Raw genomic sequence first — 19596 nt, forward strand, 5'->3', positions numbered from 1 at the left:
CATAACTCCTACAGTCACTGTAGAAGCAAGAGGGTTATCCATGGAACTTACGATCGGTCAGGCATCCGTTGAAACCGACGTGAAGGTCACCACGATCCGGTTCTACGAAGAGCGCGGGATGTTGCCCGCCCCACCACGCACACAAAGCGGCAGGCGCATGTATGGTTCTGATCTGGTCGACCGCCTAAAATTCATCAAACACGCCCGCGCGTTGGGTTTCGACCTTGATGATATCGCGGCACTTCTGGCCCTGTCGGATGATCCGGAACAAACCTGCAATGCGGCCGATAGTATGGCCCGAAAGCAGTTGGCATCCGTAAAAGCCCGTATTGCGCAGCTGAATGGGTTGCGGGCCGAACTCGAACGGATGATTGACAGTTGTGGCGGTGGAAGCGTCGCTGAATGCAAGGTCATCGAAACGCTGGCCGATCATGCGCACTGTGCCCATCCGCGACATGATGTGCCGTAAACTGGCTTTTCGTTCCCGATACGCTTGTTAGAGTGCGGGCGAGCGACAGGGAAAAGACTTATGGGATATTCCGGTTTTCGGGTCATCAAGGAAGGGCTGTTCGGGCAGTCTGGCTGGAAACCGGTCTGGCGCGATCCAGACCCCAAATCTGAATATGACGTGATTATCATTGGCGGCGGCGGACACGGGCTTGCGACGGCCTATTACCTTGCCAAAGAGCACGGGATCACCAATGTCGCCGTTCTCGAAAAAGGCTATCTGGGTGGCGGCAACGTCGGGCGCAACACGACGATCGTGCGTGCCAATTACTTTCTGCCGGGCAATTCCGAATTCTATTCTCATTCGCTGAAGCTGTGGGAAGGGATGGAGAGCGATCTGAACTACAATGTGATGCATTCGCAGCGTGGCCTGATCAACTTGTTCCATTCGGACGGCCAGCGCGATGCTTTCGCACGGCGCGGCAATGCGATGATCAATCAAGGTGATGATGCGATCCTTCTGGATCGCGACGGTGTGCGTCAGTACCTGCCGTATCTGGATTTCGAAAACGTGCGGTTTCCGATCTATGGCGGATTGCTGCACCCGCGTGGCGGTACCGCGCGTCATGATGCTGTGGCATGGGGGTATGCCCGTGGGGCTGACCAGCGGGGCGTCGATCTGATCCAGAATTGCGAGGTCACAGGCATCGACATCGAAGGTGGGGTTGTGCGCGGCGTTCAGACCACGCGCGGTGCGATCCGCGCCAAGAAGGTCGGGATCGTCGTTGCCGGGCGGTCGGGACAGGTGGCGGCCATGGCGGGGATGCGTCTGCCGATCGAAAGCCATGTCCTGCAGGCCTTTGTCACTGAGGGTCTGAAGCCTTGCATCGACCATGTCGTCAGTTTTGGCATGGGCCATTTCTATATCAGCCAGTCCGACAAGGGCGGCCTTGTCTTTGGCGGCGACATTGATTTCTACAGCTCTTATGCGGCCCGTGGAAACCTGCCAATGAAGGAACACGTCATGGACGCCGCCATGACGTTGATGCCGATGATCGGAAAGGCCAAGGTACTGCGATCATGGGGCGGGATCATGGACATGACGCCGGATGGCTCGCCCATTATCGACAAGACCCCGACAGAGGGGCTCTTTATTGATTGTGGCTGGTGCTATGGCGGGTTCAAGGCGGTGCCCGGATCAGGATTCAGCTTTGCGCACCTGATGGCTACGGGAAACCATCATGAACCGGCGTCAAGATTTCGGCTGGACCGGTTCCGCACTGGCACCGGGCTGATGGATGAAGAGGGCACCGGCTCTCAGCATAACTTGCATTGAATGGTGGCTCCGGTAGGAGGGGAAAGTTTGAATCGTTTGCGAAAGACAGTCATCGGATTGATCCTTTCAGTTGGCGTGACTGGTTGCGCGACAAGCGAGCCTGCGAATGCCGCGCTGGCCCCGATCTTTGAGGCAATCATAACAGAGTCCGAACAGGCCGGTCCTGACAACTTTTACGACTTCTTTACGCTGAACGGTGCGCGTAGCGACGGTGATACACTGATCATCGACGTGGCGCTTGGTTCTGAAGGACAATTGGCTTATGACGCCGACGCTGCGAAATTAGAGCAGGACTTCATCGGTACGTTTTCCCCGGCGGCACCTTGCGATGATCCATTTGCCGGACCAATCCTGACGAATGGCGGAACAATCCGCTACGAGGTTGTCAGCATCACCGGACGGCCTCTGTTTTCCTTTGAAATTTCCAACTGCAGAGAGTGATCCCATGCGCCTGACTTGTCCCCACTGCGGCACCCGCGACCGGCGCGAATTCTACTACCAGGGCGACGCTGTCGCTTTGGACAGACCAGAGCGGGAATCTGGTTTAGAGGCGTGGGATAACTATTTGCATTTGCGTGATAATCCTGCCGGAGTAACACGGGATCTATGGCAGCATGAACCATGCGGAGCCTGGGTTGCCATTGACCGCGATACCGTGACCCACAGTGTCCATGGCGCGACACTTGTCGGGGATGCCAGGCGATGAGGATCGCAGGCAAGGGATTGGTCGATACCAGCAAGACCATTTCGTTCACTTTTGATGGTCAGGTCTATCAAGGGCATCCGGGGGATACGCTGGCCTCGGCACTATTGGCCAACGGCGTGCGCCTGATGGGGCGGTCCTTCAAATATCACCGTCCGCGCGGCGTGCTGACCGCCGGGTCAGAGGAACCCAACGCACTGGTGAGCGTCGCTGACGAGCCAAATATCAGAGCAACGACGCTGGAGATTTTCGAAGGCATGGCCGCGCGCAGCCAGAATGCGTGGCCGTCGCTGAAAACCGACATCATGGCCGTCAATGACTTGATCTCCCCGTTTCTTGGGGCCGGGTTCTATTACAAGACATTCATGTGGCCGAAGTCCTTTTGGGAGGCAGTGTACGAGCCGATCATCCGACGCGCGGCGGGACTTGGCGCGCTGGCGGGCAAATCCGTTGCGGACAACTACGAGAAGGCCTTTGCGTTCTGCGATGTGCTTGTCATTGGCGGTGGTCCGGCAGGGATCATGGCAGCCCTGACTGCCGCCGAAGCGGGCAAAGATGTCATTCTGGCCGATGAGGATACATTGCTTGGCGGGCGGCTGCTGGCCGAGAGTGAGGCCGTAAACGGCCAGCCCGGACAAGAGTGGGCTGCCGCGATGCAACAGCGCCTGTCGCAGATGAAGAACGTTCGCGTGATGACGCGCACAACGGTTACCGGGGCCTATGATCAGGGCACCTATGGCGCGCTAGAGACAGTCTCGCGCCGGGGCGAGGGGCCGCGCGAATGTTTCTGGCGGATCGTGACCGCACACGCCATTCTTTGTGCGGGCGCTTTGGAACGGCCTATTGCATTTCCGAACAACGATCGTCCTGGCATCATGATGGCGAGTGCTGTGCGCGCCTATGTCAATCGCTGGGGTGTGGCTCCGGGACAGAACGTTATGGTCTTTGGAAATAACGATAATGCCCATCGCACCGCCCATGATCTGATTGCCGCAGGTGTGAACGTTGTCGGGCTGGTGGACAGCCGGGCAGACGTTGACGTGTCCGGCGATTTTCCGATCTATCGCGATGGCCGGATCGTCGCAACAAAAGGGCGGCATCAGCTGGAAAGCGTCACGATCGAACACGCTGGCGGGACGCGGCTTGTACGCACGGACTGTCTGGCCATGTCAGGCGGATGGAACCCCACTGTCCACTTGACGTGTCACATGAATGGTCGGCCGCAATGGTCTGAAGATATTGCATCTTTTGTTCCAGTTGATGGCATGATTCCAGGGATGGTGACGGCGGGTGCCTGTAAGGGAATATTTGATACAGCCGGTTGTCTGGCTGAAGGGGCACGGGTTGCGTCTGACGTGCTTGGAGTTGCGCAAGCGCAAGTGCCAGTCGCAGACGATAGCGCATACCGCATTGCGCCGCTTTGGGCGGTGGAGGGCAAAGGCCGCAAGTGGCTTGATTTCCAGAATGATGTCCATGTGAAGGATATTCGCCTCGCGGCGCAGGAGAACTTCAGATCCGTCGAGCACATGAAGCGTTACACAACGCAAGGGATGGCGACAGATCAAGGGAAATCCTCGAATGTCGCGGCACTTGCTGTCCTCGCCGACGCGACGGGGCGCGGCATTCCTGAAACCGGCACCACGACTTTCCGCCCACCTTACGTGCCGGTGTCGATCGCGGCCTTGGGGGCAGGTTCGCAGGGGCATGGTTTTGCACCCAAACGGCTGACCACATCTTACGCCGCCAGCGTCGCGCGTGGCGCACCGATGATCGAAGCGGGGCTTTGGTATCGCCCGAGCTATTTTCCCGCCGCAGGAGAGACAACCTGGCGCGAAAGCTGCGATCGCGAAGTGCGCATGGTCCGTGAGACAGTCGGAATTTGCGACGTGTCCACGCTTGGCAAGATCGACATCCAAGGCCCTGATGCGGCTGTGTTTCTAGATTTCGTCTATGCCAATACGTTCAGTACTCTGAAGCCCGGCAAGGTGCGCTATGGCTTGATGCTTCGCGAAGATGGGCATGTCATGGATGATGGTACGACAGCCTGTCTTGCGCCCGACCATTACGTAATGACGACGACCACGGCAGCGGCCGGTCAGGTCATGAAACATCTCGAATTTGTCCGGCAGGCCTTACGCCCCGAACTGGACGTGCAGATCGTCAGTGTGACCGAACAATGGGCGCAATTCGCCGTTGCAGGACCCGGCTCTCGCGATCTGCTGAACGCGGTGCTGGATGCGCCGATTGACAGTGACCAGTTTGCCTACATGTCGTGCGGGGCAGTCGACGTTTGCGGCGTGCCCGGGCGCTTGTTCCGGATTTCGTTTTCGGGCGAGCATGCATACGAAGTTGCCGTGCCGGCGCGCTATGGCGACAGCTTGTTCCGCTTGCTGGTCGCGCAGGCCGAAGCGATGGATGGTGGTGCTTACGGAATGGAGGCGCTGAATGTGCTGCGGATCGAGAAGGGGTTCATCACGCATGCGGAAATCCACGGACGCGTCACGGCCTTTGATATCGGTATGGACCGGATGGTGAGCCGCAAGAAAGACTGCATTGGCCAAGCAGCCGCCGAACGCCCCGGTCTGCGAGGGGCGGACCGCCAACAGCTTGTCGGCTTGCGTGCCAAAGCGCCTTTGTCTGGCGGCGCGCATTTGTTCAATGCTGGTGCTGCGGCGACGCGGTTGAACCATCAAGGTTACGTCACCTCGCATTGCTATTCGCCGACGCTTGACTGCTACCTGGGACTTGGATTCCTTGAAAACGGGCGCGACAGGCATGGGGAAACGATCAAGATGCGCGATCATCTGCGAGACCTGACGGCCGAAGTCGAAGTGTGCCACCCGGTCTTTCTTGATCCAGAGGGAGAGCGTCTGCGTGGCTAGATTGATCGCGAAATCACCTTGTGCGGGCCTTTTGCCGATGACCATTGGCACGCTGTCATTAACGGAAGTTGCTGTTGGCAAGGCATTTGCGGTGGCCCCGTTCAAACGGCAGGAAAAGGCCGTGTCCGACGCAATGCCGATCGCCTTTCCAAAACCGAACCGCGTCACCGGCACTGACCCGCGCGCGATCTGGATCGGGCCGGGGCAGGCGCTGGTCATCGGGACCGATTTGCCGGAACTGCCCGCCGCTGTTGTCGATCAAAGTGACAGTTGGGCGATTGTGCAGGTCGCAGGGCCGGACGTGCTGGATGTTCTGGCACGTCTTGTGCCAGTCGATCTGCGTACAATGCGCAGCGGCCAAACCGCACGGACGATGATCGCCCATATGACCGGATCGGTGACCAAGGTGGGGACACAGGCCTTTGAGCTGATGGTCATGCGGTCCATGGCGGGCACGCTGGTCCATGATCTTGAGAGGGCGGCGCGGATCTACTTCGCGCGCTAGGTCTTTGCTGTCGTTGCAGCCTCCGGCGGAAGTTTGATTGGACAAAGAAAGATGATGGGGGTTCTCGACTCTTCGCGGTAGAGCGCCCATTTTAGCGCGATGAGTCTGCCACCCGGTTTCCTTGATGAATTGCGTACCCGGCTGTCGATTGGACAGGTCGTCGGACGCAAGGTCATGTGGGACACCCGCAAGTCCAACCAGGGCAAAGGCGACCTTTGGGCGTCGTGTCCGTTTCATCAGGAAAAATCCGCCAGTTTTCACGTCGATGACCGCAAGGGGTATTATTACTGCTTTGGCTGTCACGCGAAGGGTGATGCGATTTCCTTTGTGCGTGAGACCGAGAATGTCGGTTTCATGGAGGCCGTCGAGATTCTGGCCGCTGAAGCGGGCATGCCGATGCCGGCCCGTGATCCGCGCGCGCAGGAAAAGGCGGATGAGCGCACCGTGCTGGCAGACGTCATGGAACAGGCGGTCCAGCATTTCCGTCTGAACCTGCAGACCGCCGCGGCCGGTGAGGCGCGGGACTATCTTGCCCGGCGGGGGCTTGACGAGGCGGCACAAGCGCGTTGGGATATCGGCTTTGCTCCGGACGGGGGCGGTGTCCTGCAACATCTGACTGGCAAGGGCGTGCCACAAAAACAGGTGATCGATGCCGGACTGGCTGCGGAAAGCGACCGCGGCGGTGCACCTTACGATCGGTTTCGCGGGCGCATCATTTTTCCTATCCGCGATGTGCGTGGGCGTGCGATTGCACTCGGCGGGCGCTCCCTTGATCCAAATGCGCGGGCGAAATACCTCAATTCGCCCGAAACGTTGCTGTTTGACAAATCCCGCACCCTGTTCAACCACAAGAACGCCCGCGAGGCTGCTGGCAAAGGGCAGCCTTTGATCGTCGCCGAAGGCTACATGGATGTCATTGCCCTTGCGGAAGCCGGTTTTGAAGCTGCCGTTGCCCCGCTTGGCACCGCTGTGACCGAACACCATCTGGCGATGCTCTGGCGCATGGCGGATGAGCCGATTATTGCGCTGGACGGTGATACGGCTGGGATCCGTGCGGCCATGCGCACAATCGACATCGCGCTGCCGATGTTGGAGGCGGGAAAATCCCTACGCTTTGCGATGATGCCGGAAGGGCTGGATCCGGATGATCTGCTGAAACAGCAGGGCAAGGGCGCGATGCAAAAGCTGCTGGATCAGGCCATGCCAATGGTGCAACTGCTTTGGCAACGCGAGACGGAAGGCAAGACGTTCGACAGCCCAGAGCGCAAGGCCGCGCTCGACAAGGCGTTGCGTGAAAAGATCAAACTGATCGCGGACCCTTCGATCCGAACGCACTATGGGCAGGCGATCAAGGATATGCGATGGGCGCTGTTCGCGACCCCGCGACCGGCCACGCCAAAGCGTGCTGCGTGGAATGGCAAGCAAGAGAACTGGCAGCGTGCGACAAAGCCCGTCGCAAGCAACAAGGCGTCCGTGCTTGGGACAGGGGCCGGAACCGAAGATGTGCTGCGCGAGGCCGTCATATTGGCCGTGCTTCTTAAAAACCCTGCCGTTTTTTCCCGGTTCGAAGCTGATCTGGAACGCATGGAATGTGTCGATCCCGATCATCAGCGTGTAAGGGATGCGGTCCTGAGATTTGGCGACAGCGCAGAATTATTCTTGCAAGTTGAAGCAGACATTGGGCCGGCACCACTTGAAAAGCTGTTCGTGCAGAACCATGTCGCCATTGCACCCGCTGTGCGGCGTGCCGGTGACATTGACCTCGCCACGCTTTGCCTTGCAGAGGAATTCGCGAAACTGACAGCACGACGCGGGCACGCCCGCGAGATCGCCGAGGCGGTCGAAGATCTGGATGGCGTCGCGGATGAAGGGCTGACTTGGCGTTTGAAAGAGGCGGCACAGGCACTAAATCAGGCAGGGCGTGTCGATGGGGAAGACAAGGCCGAGTACGAACTAGGGGATAATGGTGCCCGGATGAAACGGGATGAACGCAGTGCGTTTGATTCGCTTTTGGGACAGATCGACTTTGCCAAAGGTAGTAAACGACAACGCTAAAAAGACATTCGGTCAAGCAACAGCCCAAGGAAATCAGGGGTCAGCGGGTTGCGAATCACCGGATTCCAAGATTGATTCGAATTTAACCGAATCACCTTACGAGTGATTCGCTAGCCAGCATGAGGGAGCCGCCGATGGCCGCGAAGGACAACGACGACCGCAAAGATTCTGATAGTGATGATGCTTCGCTCGACATGAGCCAGGCCGCCGTCAAGAAGATGATCGCTGATGCGCGTGAACGGGGCTATATCACATACGACCAGTTGAACGCGGTATTGCCGCCGGATCAGGTTTCCTCTGACCAGATCGAGGACGTGATGTCGATGCTGTCGGAAATGGGCATTCAGGTCACTGAGGAAGAAGAATCCGAGGAGGTCGAGGAAAACCAGAGTGGGACAGCCGTCGCCACTGTTGCTGGTGCGCGCGAAGTAGCGCTGTCATCGGGTGAAACCGAAAAGCTGGATCGCACAGACGACCCGGTCCGCATGTATCTGCGTGAAATGGGCAGCGTCGAATTGCTGTCGCGCGAGGGCGAAATCGCCATCGCCAAACGGATCGAGGCCGGCCGCAACACGATGATCCTCGGGCTGTGCGAAAGCCCGCTGACATTCCAGGCGATTACGATCTGGCGCGACGAATTGCTATCCGAAGACATTTTGCTGCGCGATGTCATCGATCTTGAAACGACCTTTGGCAACCAGCTGGGTGAAGACGACGTCGACGAACCAGTCGTCGCACCGGTCACAGACACCGATGCACCCAAGAAGGAAGAGACCCAGGAACTGGACGCGGATGGGAACCCCATCGCGAAAGAAGATGACGACGACGATGACGATCAAGCGAATATGTCGCTTGCCGCGATGGAAGCCGCGCTCAAGCCGCGTGTGCTGGAAACGCTGGACCTGATCGCGCGGGACTTTTCGAAATTGTCGGACATGCAGGATGCGCGGATGTCCGCGACCCTGAATGAGGATTCATCCTTCTCTGACAAGGCGGAAAAGAAATACCAGAAGCTGCGTTCTGAAATCGTTGAGCTGGTGAATTCGCTACACCTTCACAACAACCGGATCGACGCGTTGATCGACCAGCTTTATGGGATCAACCGGCGTATTATGTCGATCGATAGCGCCATGGTGAAACTGGCAGATCAGGCCCGTATTAACCGTCGTGAATTTATTGAAGCCTACCGTGGTCGCGAACTTGACCCGAACTGGCTGGATGAAATCGCGGAAAAGCCAGGTCGTGGTTGGCAGATGCTGATTGAACGCTCGACAGACAAAATCGAAGAACTACGTGGCGACATGGCCCAGGTTGGTCAGTATGTCGGGGTGGACATCACAGAATTCCGCCGCATCGTGCAGCAGGTCCAGAAGGGCGAAAAAGAAGCGCGGCAGGCCAAGAAGGAAATGGTCGAAGCGAACCTGCGTCTCGTTATTTCGATTGCGAAAAAATACACGAACCGTGGCCTGCAATTCCTTGATCTTATTCAGGAAGGTAACATCGGCCTGATGAAGGCGGTCGATAAATTCGAATACCGCCGCGGCTATAAATTCAGCACCTACGCGACCTGGTGGATTCGTCAGGCGATCACGCGCTCGATTGCCGATCAGGCCCGTACGATCCGTATCCCGGTCCATATGATCGAGACCATCAACAAGCTGGTCCGCACCGGTCGTCAGATGCTGCACGAAATCGGCCGCGAACCCACGCCAGAGGAATTGGCAGCCAAGCTGCAGATGCCGCTGGAAAAGGTGCGCAAGGTCATGAAGATCGCGAAAGAGCCGATTTCCTTGGAGACGCCAATCGGCGACGAAGAAGATTCACAGCTTGGCGATTTCATCGAAGACAAGAACGCGATCCTGCCGCTGGATTCCGCCATTCAGGAAAACCTGAAGGAAACCACAACCCGTGTGCTGGCGTCACTGACACCACGCGAAGAACGCGTTTTGCGCATGCGCTTTGGCATCGGCATGAACACCGACCACACGCTGGAAGAGGTCGGTCAGCAGTTCAGCGTCACCCGCGAACGGATCCGTCAGATCGAAGCCAAGGCGCTGCGCAAGCTCAAGCACCCAAGCCGGTCGCGCAAACTGCGGTCGTTCTTGGATCAGTAGACTGCCGCTTTGAAGGGGCGCTGGCTATATTTAATGCTGCTTGCCGGTGGTGGCGCGATTATTGCCATCGGGCTTGTGTCAGCGCTTATTTTTGACCGACCGACCCAAATCTTACCATTGGGGTTCGGGTTGGTCGGGCTTGGTCTTCTACTTCAGAATTATTTGCGGGGGCGCTATTGGGTGCCATGCGATGCGACTGTCGAAGAATACGAAAGCGGTGATCCGCCAACGCTTCGATTAATGTATACTTACAAAGGGTTGCGCTACAATGCAGTGATAAACGAAACCACAATGAAAAGTGAAGGAAGCAAGTACCCATTGATGATCGATCCCGACGATCCTTCGCGCTACGCCTCAGATTCTTGGGAGGGCCCATTCATCGGGTTGGTTTTCTTCTTGTCAGGCACTGCTATCTTTGTATCTAGTCAAATTTTTTAGCAAGAAGAGCCAATTGTAAGGGGGACTAGGATGGGCATTCTTTCAAAACTCTTCGGGGGTGGCCCGAAAACACCTCACGCTGCCGCACAAGAAACCTACAAAGACTTCACAATCACACCCGCCCCGATGAAAGAACCCGGCGGCTATCGGATTGGGGCAACGATTACCAAAACTGTCGATGGTGCCGCGCAGACCCATCAATTGATCCGCGCAGACACCATCAACGATTACGACGAAGCTGTCGCGACCTGTGTGCGTAAATCAAAGCAGATGATCGACGAACAGGGCGACAAGCTGTTCAGCCGCTGATCACTCGCGCGGCATCAGAAAGATTTCACGGATGTTGTTGCGCTCTGGCGCATCCAGTGCGTGCATGACCGCATTTGCAACGTCTTCGGCTTCCAGTTTGCCGGGCTTTGGCTCATCAAAGAATTCTGTATTCACCATGCCGGGGGCGACGACGGTGCAGCGCCCGCCCCATTCTTTCATTTCTTGCGCAAGATTCCCGCCAAAGCCGTGGACGAACCATTTGGTGGCTCCGTAGACAGACCCGGATAGGTGGATACGGCCCGCGGCTGATCCTGTCAGCACAATGTGTCCCTTGCTGTCTTTCAGATGCGGCAGGGTCGCCTTGACCGTCTTGAGCAAACCCATGACGTTTAGATCAACGACCTTTTCCCATTCGTCCAGATCACCTTCTTCAGCCCCCGGATTGTCTACGCCCATCCCCGCATTGGCAAAGGCGGCGTCTATCGATCCATAGGCTTCCTTCAGCTTTTCGATGGCGCGCAGTTGCGCGCTGTAATCAGTTGCATCGCCGGGAAGCGCAATCGCCGCATCGCCTAGGTTGTCAGCGAGTTCTTTCACCTTGTCAGCACTGCGGGCAAACAGACCGACGTTCCATCCGGACTTCACTGCGGCATGTGCTGTGGCCGCCCCGATCCCGCTTGATGCACCCGTGATGAACAATGTCTTGCTGGCCATGATGATTTCCTTTCGCTCTGGCGTAATGCGCAAGGGAACCGATCGCGTTCAGCTTTGTTCCGTCCTGTAACAATCCATCACACCACGCTCATGTGCGAAAACGAACACGTGAGAAGCGGTTTCACATGGTTGCCTTGCGGCAGGGCGCGGGCCACATCAAAGGGATACAAAGGAAATGCACATGACCAGACTCCGTATGACATTTGCGATCGCGACACTTACAGTGTCGCTTGCTCCGGCCGCTCAGGCCTATGCTGTCGGGCCGGAAACGACAGACATGGAAATTTCGGTGGTCGAGCGGATCAACGTTCTCATGGGCGCGACGGCGGACCATCAGGACGGTATATGCGCGTTGAGCGTGACACCGGTCTTGGCCACGGCGTTGGGCTTGTCGATGCCGCTCGAAGCGCGAGAGAGCGAAGGCGAATTCGCCACTTGCGAAGCAGAGTAAGCCTGCCCATTCTACAGGGATGCAGACCACGTTCACGGTTCCGACAGACGGTCCCGGCCTTTATGAATTTACAGCCCAAGTTGCACAGTGGGTATCGGGGTCCGGCCTGCTGACATTGTTTGTGCAGCACACCTCTTGTTCTATCGTGATTCAGGAAAACGCAGATCCTGAGGTCCAGACCGATCTGCAAAATTTCTTTGCACGGCTGGTGCCGCCGACAACCGACCCTGCAATGCGCTATCTAACGCACACTTATGAAGGTCCAGATGACATGCCGGCCCATATCAAGGCGGCAATGATGCCAACCAGCTTGTCAATTCCTGTTCAGAATGGCGAGTTGCTGCTTGGAACTTGGCAAGGGATTTACCTTTTCGAACATCGTGACCGTCCGCACCACAGGTGCGTTGTGGCGCACATGGCTGGTGACTAAACCGACAATGGCCCTTTTGCGCAGGGGAATGGACGCGTCTCCAAGGACGGATCAGATCAGCCTCAAGCATGATCGCCGCTCTCAGACATTGCACCCGAGTCCCTGACGCCACACCATTTGGTAGCGAACGAAAGGCACTACCCAAATTGTGCGCAGGCTCCTATAGTGCCTGTGGATAACTTGGGAGCATACCCAAGACGGGATACGAAGAGGACAGGACTATGCGTTGCCCATTCTGCGGAAACGTCGACACACAAGTGAAAGACTCACGGCCGGCCGAAGATCATGTTGCAATCCGTCGCCGCCGTTTCTGCCCGGCCTGCGGTGGCCGTTTCACGACTTACGAACGCGTGCAATTGCGTGATCTGGTTGTCATAAAATCAAACGGACGGCGTGAAGATTTCGACCGTGACAAGTTGGAACGTTCGATCCGTATTTCGCTTCAGAAACGTCCTGTTGAACCCGAACGGATGGACCAGATGATTTCCGGGATCGTGCGGCGCCTTGAAAGTATGGGTGAAACCGACATTCCGTCCACTACAATCGGTGAGATCGTGATGGAAAGCCTCGCCCGGATCGACACTGTGGCTTACGTGCGCTTTGCCAGTGTCTACAAGAATTTCCAGGCGGCCGACGATTTCGACAAATTCGTCAGCGAATTGCGGCCCGATACCAAAACTGAAACGTGAGTGATGCCCGCTTTATGGCGCTCGCCCTGTCGTTGGGGCGGCGCGGCATGGGGCGGGTCTGGCCGAACCCGGCAGTCGGATGTGTTCTCGTGCGCGACGGTGTCGTGCTCGGACGCGGTTGGACTGGTGATGGTGGCCGCCCGCATGCGGAAACGATCGCGCTTTCCCAGGCCGGCAATGCAAAGGAAGCGACAGCCTATGTCACCCTTGAACCCTGTGCCCATCACGGCAAAACCCCACCTTGCGCGCAGGCTCTGATCGACGCGGGCGTCGCGCGCGTGGTCATTGCGACAGGTGATCCGGACCCGCGGGTTGCGGGCAAAGGTATTGCGATGCTGGGCTCAGCTGGTATCCCGGTCGACATCGGCTGTCGCAAGGCCGAAGCGGATTTGGATCATCAGGGATTCTTCCAGAAGGTTACACAGCAGCGCCCTTTCTTGACCCTTAAACTGGCCAGTACGTTGGACGGCCGTATCGCCACACATCAGGGCCATTCCCAGTGGATCACCAGCGCGCAGTCGCGCCGTGTCGTCCATGCAATGCGTGCGCGGCACGATGCCGTGATGGTGGGTGCGGGCACGGTAGAAGCGGATGACCCGATGCTGAATGTGCGCGGCATGGGGACGGTTCCCCAGCCGGTCCGCATCGTGCTGTCAGGCAAACTTGACCTGCGGAACGGGTTGCACATTGCGGCAACTGCCCGCGAGCAGCCGGTCTGGCTGTTCCATCGCCCGGATGTGGACCCGCTGCGCTGGCAAAACCGTGGAGCGGACACCTTTGCACAAGACCCGAAAGACTTGAGGGCCGTCATGGTGGCGCTTGCAGAGAGTGGAATAACGCGTGTCTTTTGCGAAGGCGGCGGCACGTTGGGCGCATCGCTCTTGCAGGCGGGGCTGGTGGACGAACTCGTCGTGTTCACTGCCGGCTGTGCCATTGGTGCTGACGGCACGCCGTCATTGCAAGCAATTGGCGTAGACACGATGGATGACGCGCCGCGTTTCGTAAGAACCGGGATACAAGCGGTTGGTCCCGACGTGTTGACCTGCTGGCGGCCCGCCACACCAAAGGACTAGCGACGCCAAAGATAAGCGTAACTTGCAAACAGTCCCTGCAGTTTCGCCAAAGTCCGATTTCCTGCGCCGGGTTTGGGCAGATCGTCGTCAGCAAGACGATCAACGGCGACTTCGGGCGGGCAGGGCATCTGGGTCACCGGATCGAAGTAACGCGGATAGTCAATCAGCACGGCATGGGCCAGCGCGGTCAGATCGGGCGTCGCAACGCGGCGTGTCACTGGCATGGCGCGATCGTCCGTCAAGCCCCAGCCCGCATAGAACGGCGTGCCGAAACAGGTGACTTTCTTCCCGCGCAGCAAGGCTTCAAATCCGATGAGCGACGTCATCGTCCAGACTTCGTCTACGGCATCGATTGCCGTGATCGCGTCCGTTTGGGTCAGAACGACATCCGCGATCTCTGCAGCATGGGGTACATCACCATCCCGTAGACCGGCCTCGACATCTGGATGCGGCTTGTAGACCAGCACGGCCGCAGGATTTGCCGCGCGGACAGCGTCGAGCAAGGCAGCATTGGTCGTAATATCGCTGCATCCTTTTAAAATCGAGGCATCATCTTCGACCTGACCTGGCACTAGGATGCGGCGGCCCATCGGCAAAGACAGGTTTCGAGTTTCGCCAACATTGTATTTCGATAGCCGCGCGTTGCTGAGCTTGCGCACCAGCTTCTCTGCCCGCAGCCGTGCACTATTCGGTAAAGTGACCGACGCTTCAATCAAACGTTCCAGGCGGCTTTCGTGCGACGGGTCGTAGTAGATCCCGAGATCATCAAGGACGAGTGAGAGCGGCGCAATCAGATCGGCCCCAAGCCCGCGTGAGCGGATGAAACCGTCTTCAAGCCGCAAGGCATTGCCGATGTCCATCGCCTTGCTGGCCCAGATCATCATTCGTCTGCCGTCTTTCTGATGCTCTCCGAATACGACTTTTTTGACGCTGCCAAAGAAAGCCTGCAGGTGACGCCGCTTCCAAAGCGACATTTCAGCGGCGACCAAGCCCTGATGATCGTCGCGCCATGCCCGTGCCTGTGCCCAAAGCGTGGCAATCACATCTTCAAGCTGGCAAAGCCGGTCGCGATACGGATCGTACCAGACCGGATACAGGATCATTGCCGCCGCAAATAGCTGCGCCCGGGTCAATTTGCGCTGCCGGCGGTCAAGTGGCTTGCGATCGTCACTAAGCCCCCAACCGATGTAGAACGGCTGCCCGAAAACGACCGGCTTATGCCCCATGAGGATCGCTTCAAAGCCCATCTGAGAGGAGACGGTGTAAACCGCGATGGCCCCTTCGAGCAATGTATAGGGTGATATCGCGTCGACCATCAGGCTGATGCGATCGGTGCAATCGGTATCCTTGAAATACCCTTCGCGGTGTCCCGCGCGCGTTTCGGGATGTGTCTTGATGATAATGCGCGCAGAAGGATGTTCCGACTGCGCGTAATAGAGCATTTCCTTGAACGTATTGCTGTCACAACCGCTGGCCTTGATGCTGGCGTCGCCGCGGGTCTGGTCGATCACGACTACATAGCCGGGGGCAGGGGCCGGCACCGTGGGGTCAAAGGCGTTGTATTTCGACAGGTGGAGCCGTTGCAAATCTGCGATGGCGTCTTTGGCGCGGTTCAGCAGTGCTGTGTCATCCAGCGGGTGTTCGGCCAGAAGTTGTTCAAGGTCTGATCTTGTTCCGGGGTCGAAATGCACACCGTTCTTGTCGATATGCAGGCCCAGTGGGGCATCACCGTCCCGTCCTGTCAGGACAGAGCGCAGAAAAGCGTCCTCGACTCTGATGATCGGTGCGTCGGTCTTTTCGGCAACCATTTCGCCACGCGGGGCGGTTGGGGAATGGCCCCAAACGCCGATGGCATCACCGTCACCGGGCTTGCCCAAACGGATATCGTAACCCGCGAGCGTCAGGACGCGGCGGATCCGTTTTTGCGTCAGAAATCCGCCGTTATAAACGTAAAGCCGCCGCAGAGTGTCCCCTGCGACGGCTGATGTCGGGTTGTCGCCCACAGGTTATTGCACGATGTTGTTGACGCCAGCAGCGGCGGACAATGTGCCTGTGATCGCGGAAATCGTCTTGTTGAACTGTGTGAACGGCGCTTCGGTCACATAGACAGTGTCCTGATCGCGGATCGCGAAGTCACGCGCCATGAAGACGCCGTTCGGCCGTGTCAGATCAAGGACATACACAATTCGCTGTGTACCGATGATGTCATCACGGCCCAGCAGCTGACGCGCAATGGCTTCAGGCTCGTTGCGGAAGACAAAGACACCGGTTGGATCGGCGAGGTTTGTGTTCAGACCGCCGACCTGTGCAATGGCTTCGATGGCGCTGATTGCCTGGCTTTCGAACTGCACGCGGTCCTGCGCCCCTGTCGCACCCAAGGCCGTAAAGTAGCGCGTTGATTCTTCAACGAAAATACGGTCGCCGCCGCGCAGGGCAATATCGTGACCCGGATGATCGTAAAGATCTTCAAACCAGATCGAGCCGGAATGATTGCCGCGCACTACTGTGACTTTGGCGATTTCAGGTGAAACGCCCACGCCGCCAGCGGCTGCCAGCATAGAGGCCAGTGTGCGCGTCGGACGTTCAATCGGATAGACACCTTGGGCGTTCACGCCACCAACGATGGATACCGTGGCACCGTCACCGGCAAGGCGGCGCACCTGCACCTGCGGTTCCGGTGTCTGCTCCCCCAGCTTTTCGCTGATGATACGGCGGATCGTTTCGGGTGAATTGCCGGCTGCGCGGATGCGGCCTGCATAAGGCACGAAGATAAATCCAGAGCCGTCGACCTGCACTTCTTCAAGAACCGTGGCGTTCTGTCCCGTCGGCACCAGAAGCCCGTCGTCGACGTTCTCCCAGATGGTCAGGCCCAGCACATCGCCAGCATTGATCGTGTCAGAGCCAACAATACCTGCGTTGCGGAAACCCGCGGCAAAGCCAAGCGCCGGCGTGATAGATGCGATCCGGTTTACACGATCATCAACTGTCAGGACGAATGCATCGCCTTGCTCCATCACGGAGCCAGAGAAAATGTCGGATTTGTTCGGCCCGGAAGAGGGCAAACCACACGCGGCCGTCAGGCCAAGGGTCACCACAAGGGCCGCGCCTTTTGCAAAGCGCAATGTCAGGGTTATCACTGCTCGGTCTCCTCGACCTGTTATTATTCTGCCTCAGGTTTTTCTTTTAAACTACGGGAATCCGGTCACTAAAGCGAGGACTCCGTCCCATTGGTTCGGAAATGGGGACAATGGGTGTTGCGGGTTTGCAAACCGGCGCTAGGGATAGTGGTCGGTGATTTACACGCACGCAAGGTGGTGTAGGTGGACAGTCAAGCACGTCAACAATCGCGTTGGGGGTTGGCAGGATGCCAGGTCACAATTGGGGGCGCAGGTGCGCCACCTAGTTCACGACCTTCAGGGGCTGGCGTGGCGGCACCTTGCCCGCAGCCAATGCGTCATAGGGGTCTTCGTCGGCAAGCATCATGTCGACCACTTGCCGCATCAACTGTCGCCGTCCGCGTGCAGCATAAAAGCCACCGGGCACTTGCGATGTTTCAAGCAGGAAGCGACGATAGTCTTTGTAGGCTCGGCTGTCAGGACGCGAAGGATTGGCGAAGAATTCAGTCAGCGGTTGCTCGGACACGAATTCCGGTTTGGAATAGACCGCCTTGCCGAACACTTTCAATGGGATGCCGCGCCAGAGTACCTGTTGTCCGGCGGTGGAATTGACCGTCACGGCCGTGCGCGCGTGATCGAGAAGACGCGCAAGTTTGCCACCGCGCACGTAATGGACGCGATCCGAAACGCCATGTTTCTTGGCATGTTCGCGAATGATCTGCCGCACAGGGCTACGCCCGTTTTCCAAAGGATGTGCCTTGAAGACAAGATGGTGATGGCGTGGTGGGCCATTGGCGAACCCTTCCATCACGACTTCGATGAATTCGCCCATGCGGGTGAAAGGGGAGTGCATCTGGAAGCTGCTGTCATGTTCCAGCTGCATCAGCACCAGATGATAAGGAAAGCCGCCGTGCCGGATGCGCCATTGCGCAATCATGCGGTCAAGTGAGATGAAGGGCATCAGCAACAGGCGTTTCGTGTAAAGCCAGGCTTCGACGGCGACGGGCAATTCGCGGTGGCGTATGAAGTTGCGGTAATCACGGTTCCGGAACATGACGAACCAATGATAAAGTGCGCCATAGAAGACATGGTGGCGCATGTCACCCCAATGGGCAGGTGGTGTCGGCACTTCAAGATCGGAAAGCGCGAGCGCTTTTTGCATGTCTGTGATTGATAGGTCCATCAAGCGCGAGTTGCCGTTGGTACCACCGCGTTCGTAGGTGACCCAGAACGGACGCATGTACCCTTCTTCGAAGACGTGAACGCGGATGTTCTTTTGGCGGGCAATATCGATGGCGTCGGCGTGAATCGGCCTTGTGTCACCGTACAGAACGATATCGGTAACGCCCTGATCCTGTACGATTTCGGCGAAGGTGTCCGGCCAGTCTTCGGCCTTGCCGCGATAGGGGATGTATCCCGGACCGCCGAACCAGAAGGCGCGATCACCGGCGTTGAACCCGACGCGCGAAACTTGACTGCCAGCGGCCCGCAGCATCTTTGCCAGACGGTGCAGGAACGGCCCGTGCGGACCTTGCAGAAACAGAAAGTGGCGGATCGTCGGATCGGTCACGAGGAAACAGCTTTCGAGTTAACCATACGTAGTTGGCAGGTCTTGCGGGCAGAAATATGGCAGCGTGCGCAGAATGGCGAGTGTCTGTGGCTTGTCTGCCCCGATCTAGCCCGCTACGTCAGGGGTAACTTTGAAAGGATAACGTCATGTTTACGGGCATCATCACGGATGTGGGCAAGGTTCTAGAGCTGGAACAGAAAGGCGATCTGCGCGCCCGGATCGGCACCACCTATGATGTTGACGGCATCGATCTTGGGGCGTCCATCGCCTGCAACGGTGTCTGTCTGACCGTTATCGCACTGGGGCATACACCGCAAAACTGGTTCGATGTCCAGATTTCCGCAGAAACCGTCGGGGCCACTAATGTTGGGCGCTGGTCGGTCGGCACCCCCTTGAACCTTGAACGCGCATTGAAGGTCGGTGACGAATTGGGTGGCCATATCGTATCGGGCCATGTGGACGGTGTGGCCGAGGTCGTGGCGATGCGCGACGAAGGCGACAGTACACGGGTCACTTTCCGCGCCCCCGAACCGCTCGCGCGGTTCATCGCCCCGAAGGGATCGGTCGCGCTGGATGGGACTTCGCTGACCGTGAATGAAGTGGCAGGGCGTGAATTCGGCATCAATTTCATCCCCCATACAAAGGCGCAGACAACGTGGGGCCAGACGCAGGTCGGTGATTTGATCAATCTGGAGATCGACACAATGGCCCGCTATGTTGCGCGCCTGCGCGAATACGCCTGACGCGTCCAGTTTTTCGTGCGGTCCGCATCTGGGCCGGCCGGGGCCTCCGGCGGAAGTTTG

At 57.9% G+C, this 19596-nt stretch carries 19 protein-coding genes; 15 read left to right on the forward strand and 4 right to left on the reverse strand.

Annotated features, from left to right (window positions below):
• The first annotated feature begins 40 nt into the window (after positions 1–40).
• The 10 genes from BMY44_RS02535 (at position 41) to BMY44_RS02580 (ending at position 10789) form a co-directional block, all read left to right on the forward strand.
• Entirely contained in the window at positions 41–469 is a 429-nt protein-coding gene (locus BMY44_RS02535; protein WP_089989885.1) for a MerR family transcriptional regulator, read from the forward strand.
• Positions 470–529: 60 nt separating this feature from the next.
• Entirely contained in the window at positions 530–1783 is a 1254-nt protein-coding gene (locus BMY44_RS02540; protein WP_089989888.1) for a sarcosine oxidase subunit beta family protein, read from the forward strand.
• A gap of 27 nt (positions 1784–1810) precedes the next feature.
• A complete protein-coding gene (locus tag BMY44_RS02545) occupies positions 1811–2224 on the forward strand; it encodes a hypothetical protein (RefSeq protein ID WP_131801559.1) in 414 nt (137 codons plus the stop codon).
• A 4-nt stretch (positions 2225–2228) separates the two neighbouring features.
• A complete protein-coding gene (locus BMY44_RS02550; RefSeq protein WP_089989894.1) occupies positions 2229–2489 on the forward strand; it encodes a sarcosine oxidase subunit delta in 261 nt (86 codons plus the stop codon).
• On the forward strand, positions 2486–5368 hold the full coding sequence (locus BMY44_RS02555) for a sarcosine oxidase subunit alpha family protein (RefSeq protein WP_089989898.1): 2883 nt from the start codon (positions 2486–2488) through the stop codon (positions 5366–5368). Before BMY44_RS02550 ends, BMY44_RS02555 begins: the two co-directional genes overlap by 4 nt.
• Positions 5361–5873: a sarcosine oxidase subunit gamma gene (locus BMY44_RS02560; RefSeq protein WP_089989901.1), complete on the forward strand. Its 513-nt coding sequence runs from the start codon at positions 5361–5363 to the stop codon at positions 5871–5873. Before BMY44_RS02555 ends, BMY44_RS02560 begins: the two co-directional genes overlap by 8 nt.
• A gap of 99 nt (positions 5874–5972) precedes the next feature.
• Positions 5973–7928: a DNA primase gene (dnaG, locus tag BMY44_RS02565; RefSeq protein WP_089989903.1), complete on the forward strand. Its 1956-nt coding sequence runs from the start codon at positions 5973–5975 to the stop codon at positions 7926–7928.
• A gap of 134 nt (positions 7929–8062) precedes the next feature.
• Positions 8063–10042 carry an RNA polymerase sigma factor RpoD gene (gene rpoD, locus BMY44_RS02570; protein WP_089989905.1) on the forward strand — a complete coding sequence of 660 codons (1980 nt, stop codon included), beginning with the start codon at positions 8063–8065 and terminating at the stop codon, positions 10040–10042.
• 33 nt (positions 10043–10075) lie between these two features.
• Entirely contained in the window at positions 10076–10480 is a 405-nt protein-coding gene (locus BMY44_RS02575; RefSeq protein ID WP_089989906.1) for a hypothetical protein, read from the forward strand.
• A gap of 30 nt (positions 10481–10510) precedes the next feature.
• Positions 10511–10789 carry an HlyU family transcriptional regulator gene (locus BMY44_RS02580; RefSeq protein WP_089989908.1) on the forward strand — a complete coding sequence of 93 codons (279 nt, stop codon included), beginning with the start codon at positions 10511–10513 and terminating at the stop codon, positions 10787–10789.
• On the opposite strand, the gene BMY44_RS02585 is transcribed toward BMY44_RS02580, so the two are convergent.
• Positions 10790–11464 carry an SDR family oxidoreductase gene (locus tag BMY44_RS02585; RefSeq protein ID WP_089989910.1) on the reverse strand — a complete coding sequence of 225 codons (675 nt, stop codon included), beginning with the start codon at positions 11462–11464 and terminating at the stop codon, positions 10790–10792.
• 181 nt (positions 11465–11645) lie between these two features.
• Between BMY44_RS02585 and BMY44_RS02590 the strand changes: the two genes are divergently transcribed.
• The 4 genes from BMY44_RS02590 (at position 11646) to ribD (ending at position 14107) form a co-directional block, all read left to right on the forward strand.
• Positions 11646–11915, forward strand: coding sequence for a hypothetical protein (locus BMY44_RS02590; protein WP_131801560.1), 270 nt, complete (start codon positions 11646–11648; stop codon positions 11913–11915).
• Positions 11916–11934: 19 nt separating this feature from the next.
• On the forward strand, positions 11935–12345 hold the full coding sequence (locus tag BMY44_RS02595; protein WP_089989915.1) for a secondary thiamine-phosphate synthase enzyme YjbQ: 411 nt from the start codon (positions 11935–11937) through the stop codon (positions 12343–12345).
• 221 nt (positions 12346–12566) lie between these two features.
• On the forward strand, positions 12567–13034 hold the full coding sequence (gene nrdR, locus BMY44_RS02600) for a transcriptional regulator NrdR (RefSeq protein ID WP_089989918.1): 468 nt from the start codon (positions 12567–12569) through the stop codon (positions 13032–13034).
• Positions 13031–14107, forward strand: coding sequence for a bifunctional diaminohydroxyphosphoribosylaminopyrimidine deaminase/5-amino-6-(5-phosphoribosylamino)uracil reductase RibD (gene ribD, locus BMY44_RS02605; RefSeq protein WP_089989921.1), 1077 nt, complete (start codon positions 13031–13033; stop codon positions 14105–14107). The genes nrdR and ribD overlap by 4 nt, the downstream gene beginning before the upstream one ends.
• On the opposite strand, the gene BMY44_RS02610 is transcribed toward ribD, so the two are convergent.
• The 3 genes from BMY44_RS02610 to BMY44_RS02620 form a co-directional block, all read right to left on the reverse strand.
• The gene (locus tag BMY44_RS02610) at positions 14104–16110 is read right to left on the reverse strand and encodes a capsular polysaccharide biosynthesis protein (RefSeq protein WP_089989923.1); all 2007 of its coding nucleotides are present in this window, start codon (positions 16108–16110) and stop codon (positions 14104–14106) included. The two genes, ribD and BMY44_RS02610, sit on opposite strands and share 4 nt — an antisense overlap.
• 3 nt (positions 16111–16113) lie before the next feature.
• Positions 16114–17244, reverse strand: coding sequence for a polysaccharide biosynthesis/export family protein (locus BMY44_RS02615; protein WP_479723314.1), 1131 nt, complete (start codon positions 17242–17244; stop codon positions 16114–16116).
• 262 nt (positions 17245–17506) lie between these two features.
• Positions 17507–18793 (reverse strand): capsule biosynthesis protein, encoded by a 1287-nt coding sequence (locus BMY44_RS02620; protein WP_242650467.1) that lies wholly within the window; start codon positions 18791–18793, stop codon positions 17507–17509.
• 146 nt (positions 18794–18939) lie between these two features.
• Between BMY44_RS02620 and BMY44_RS02625 the strand changes: the two genes are divergently transcribed.
• The gene (locus tag BMY44_RS02625) at positions 18940–19536 is read left to right on the forward strand and encodes a riboflavin synthase (RefSeq protein ID WP_089989925.1); all 597 of its coding nucleotides are present in this window, start codon (positions 18940–18942) and stop codon (positions 19534–19536) included.
• Positions 19537–19596: the final 60 nt, after the last annotated feature.

Origin of the sequence: Cognatiyoonia koreensis (genome assembly GCF_900109295.1) — a bacterium.
GTDB classification, from domain to species: Bacteria; Pseudomonadota; Alphaproteobacteria; order Rhodobacterales; family Rhodobacteraceae; genus Cognatiyoonia; species Cognatiyoonia koreensis.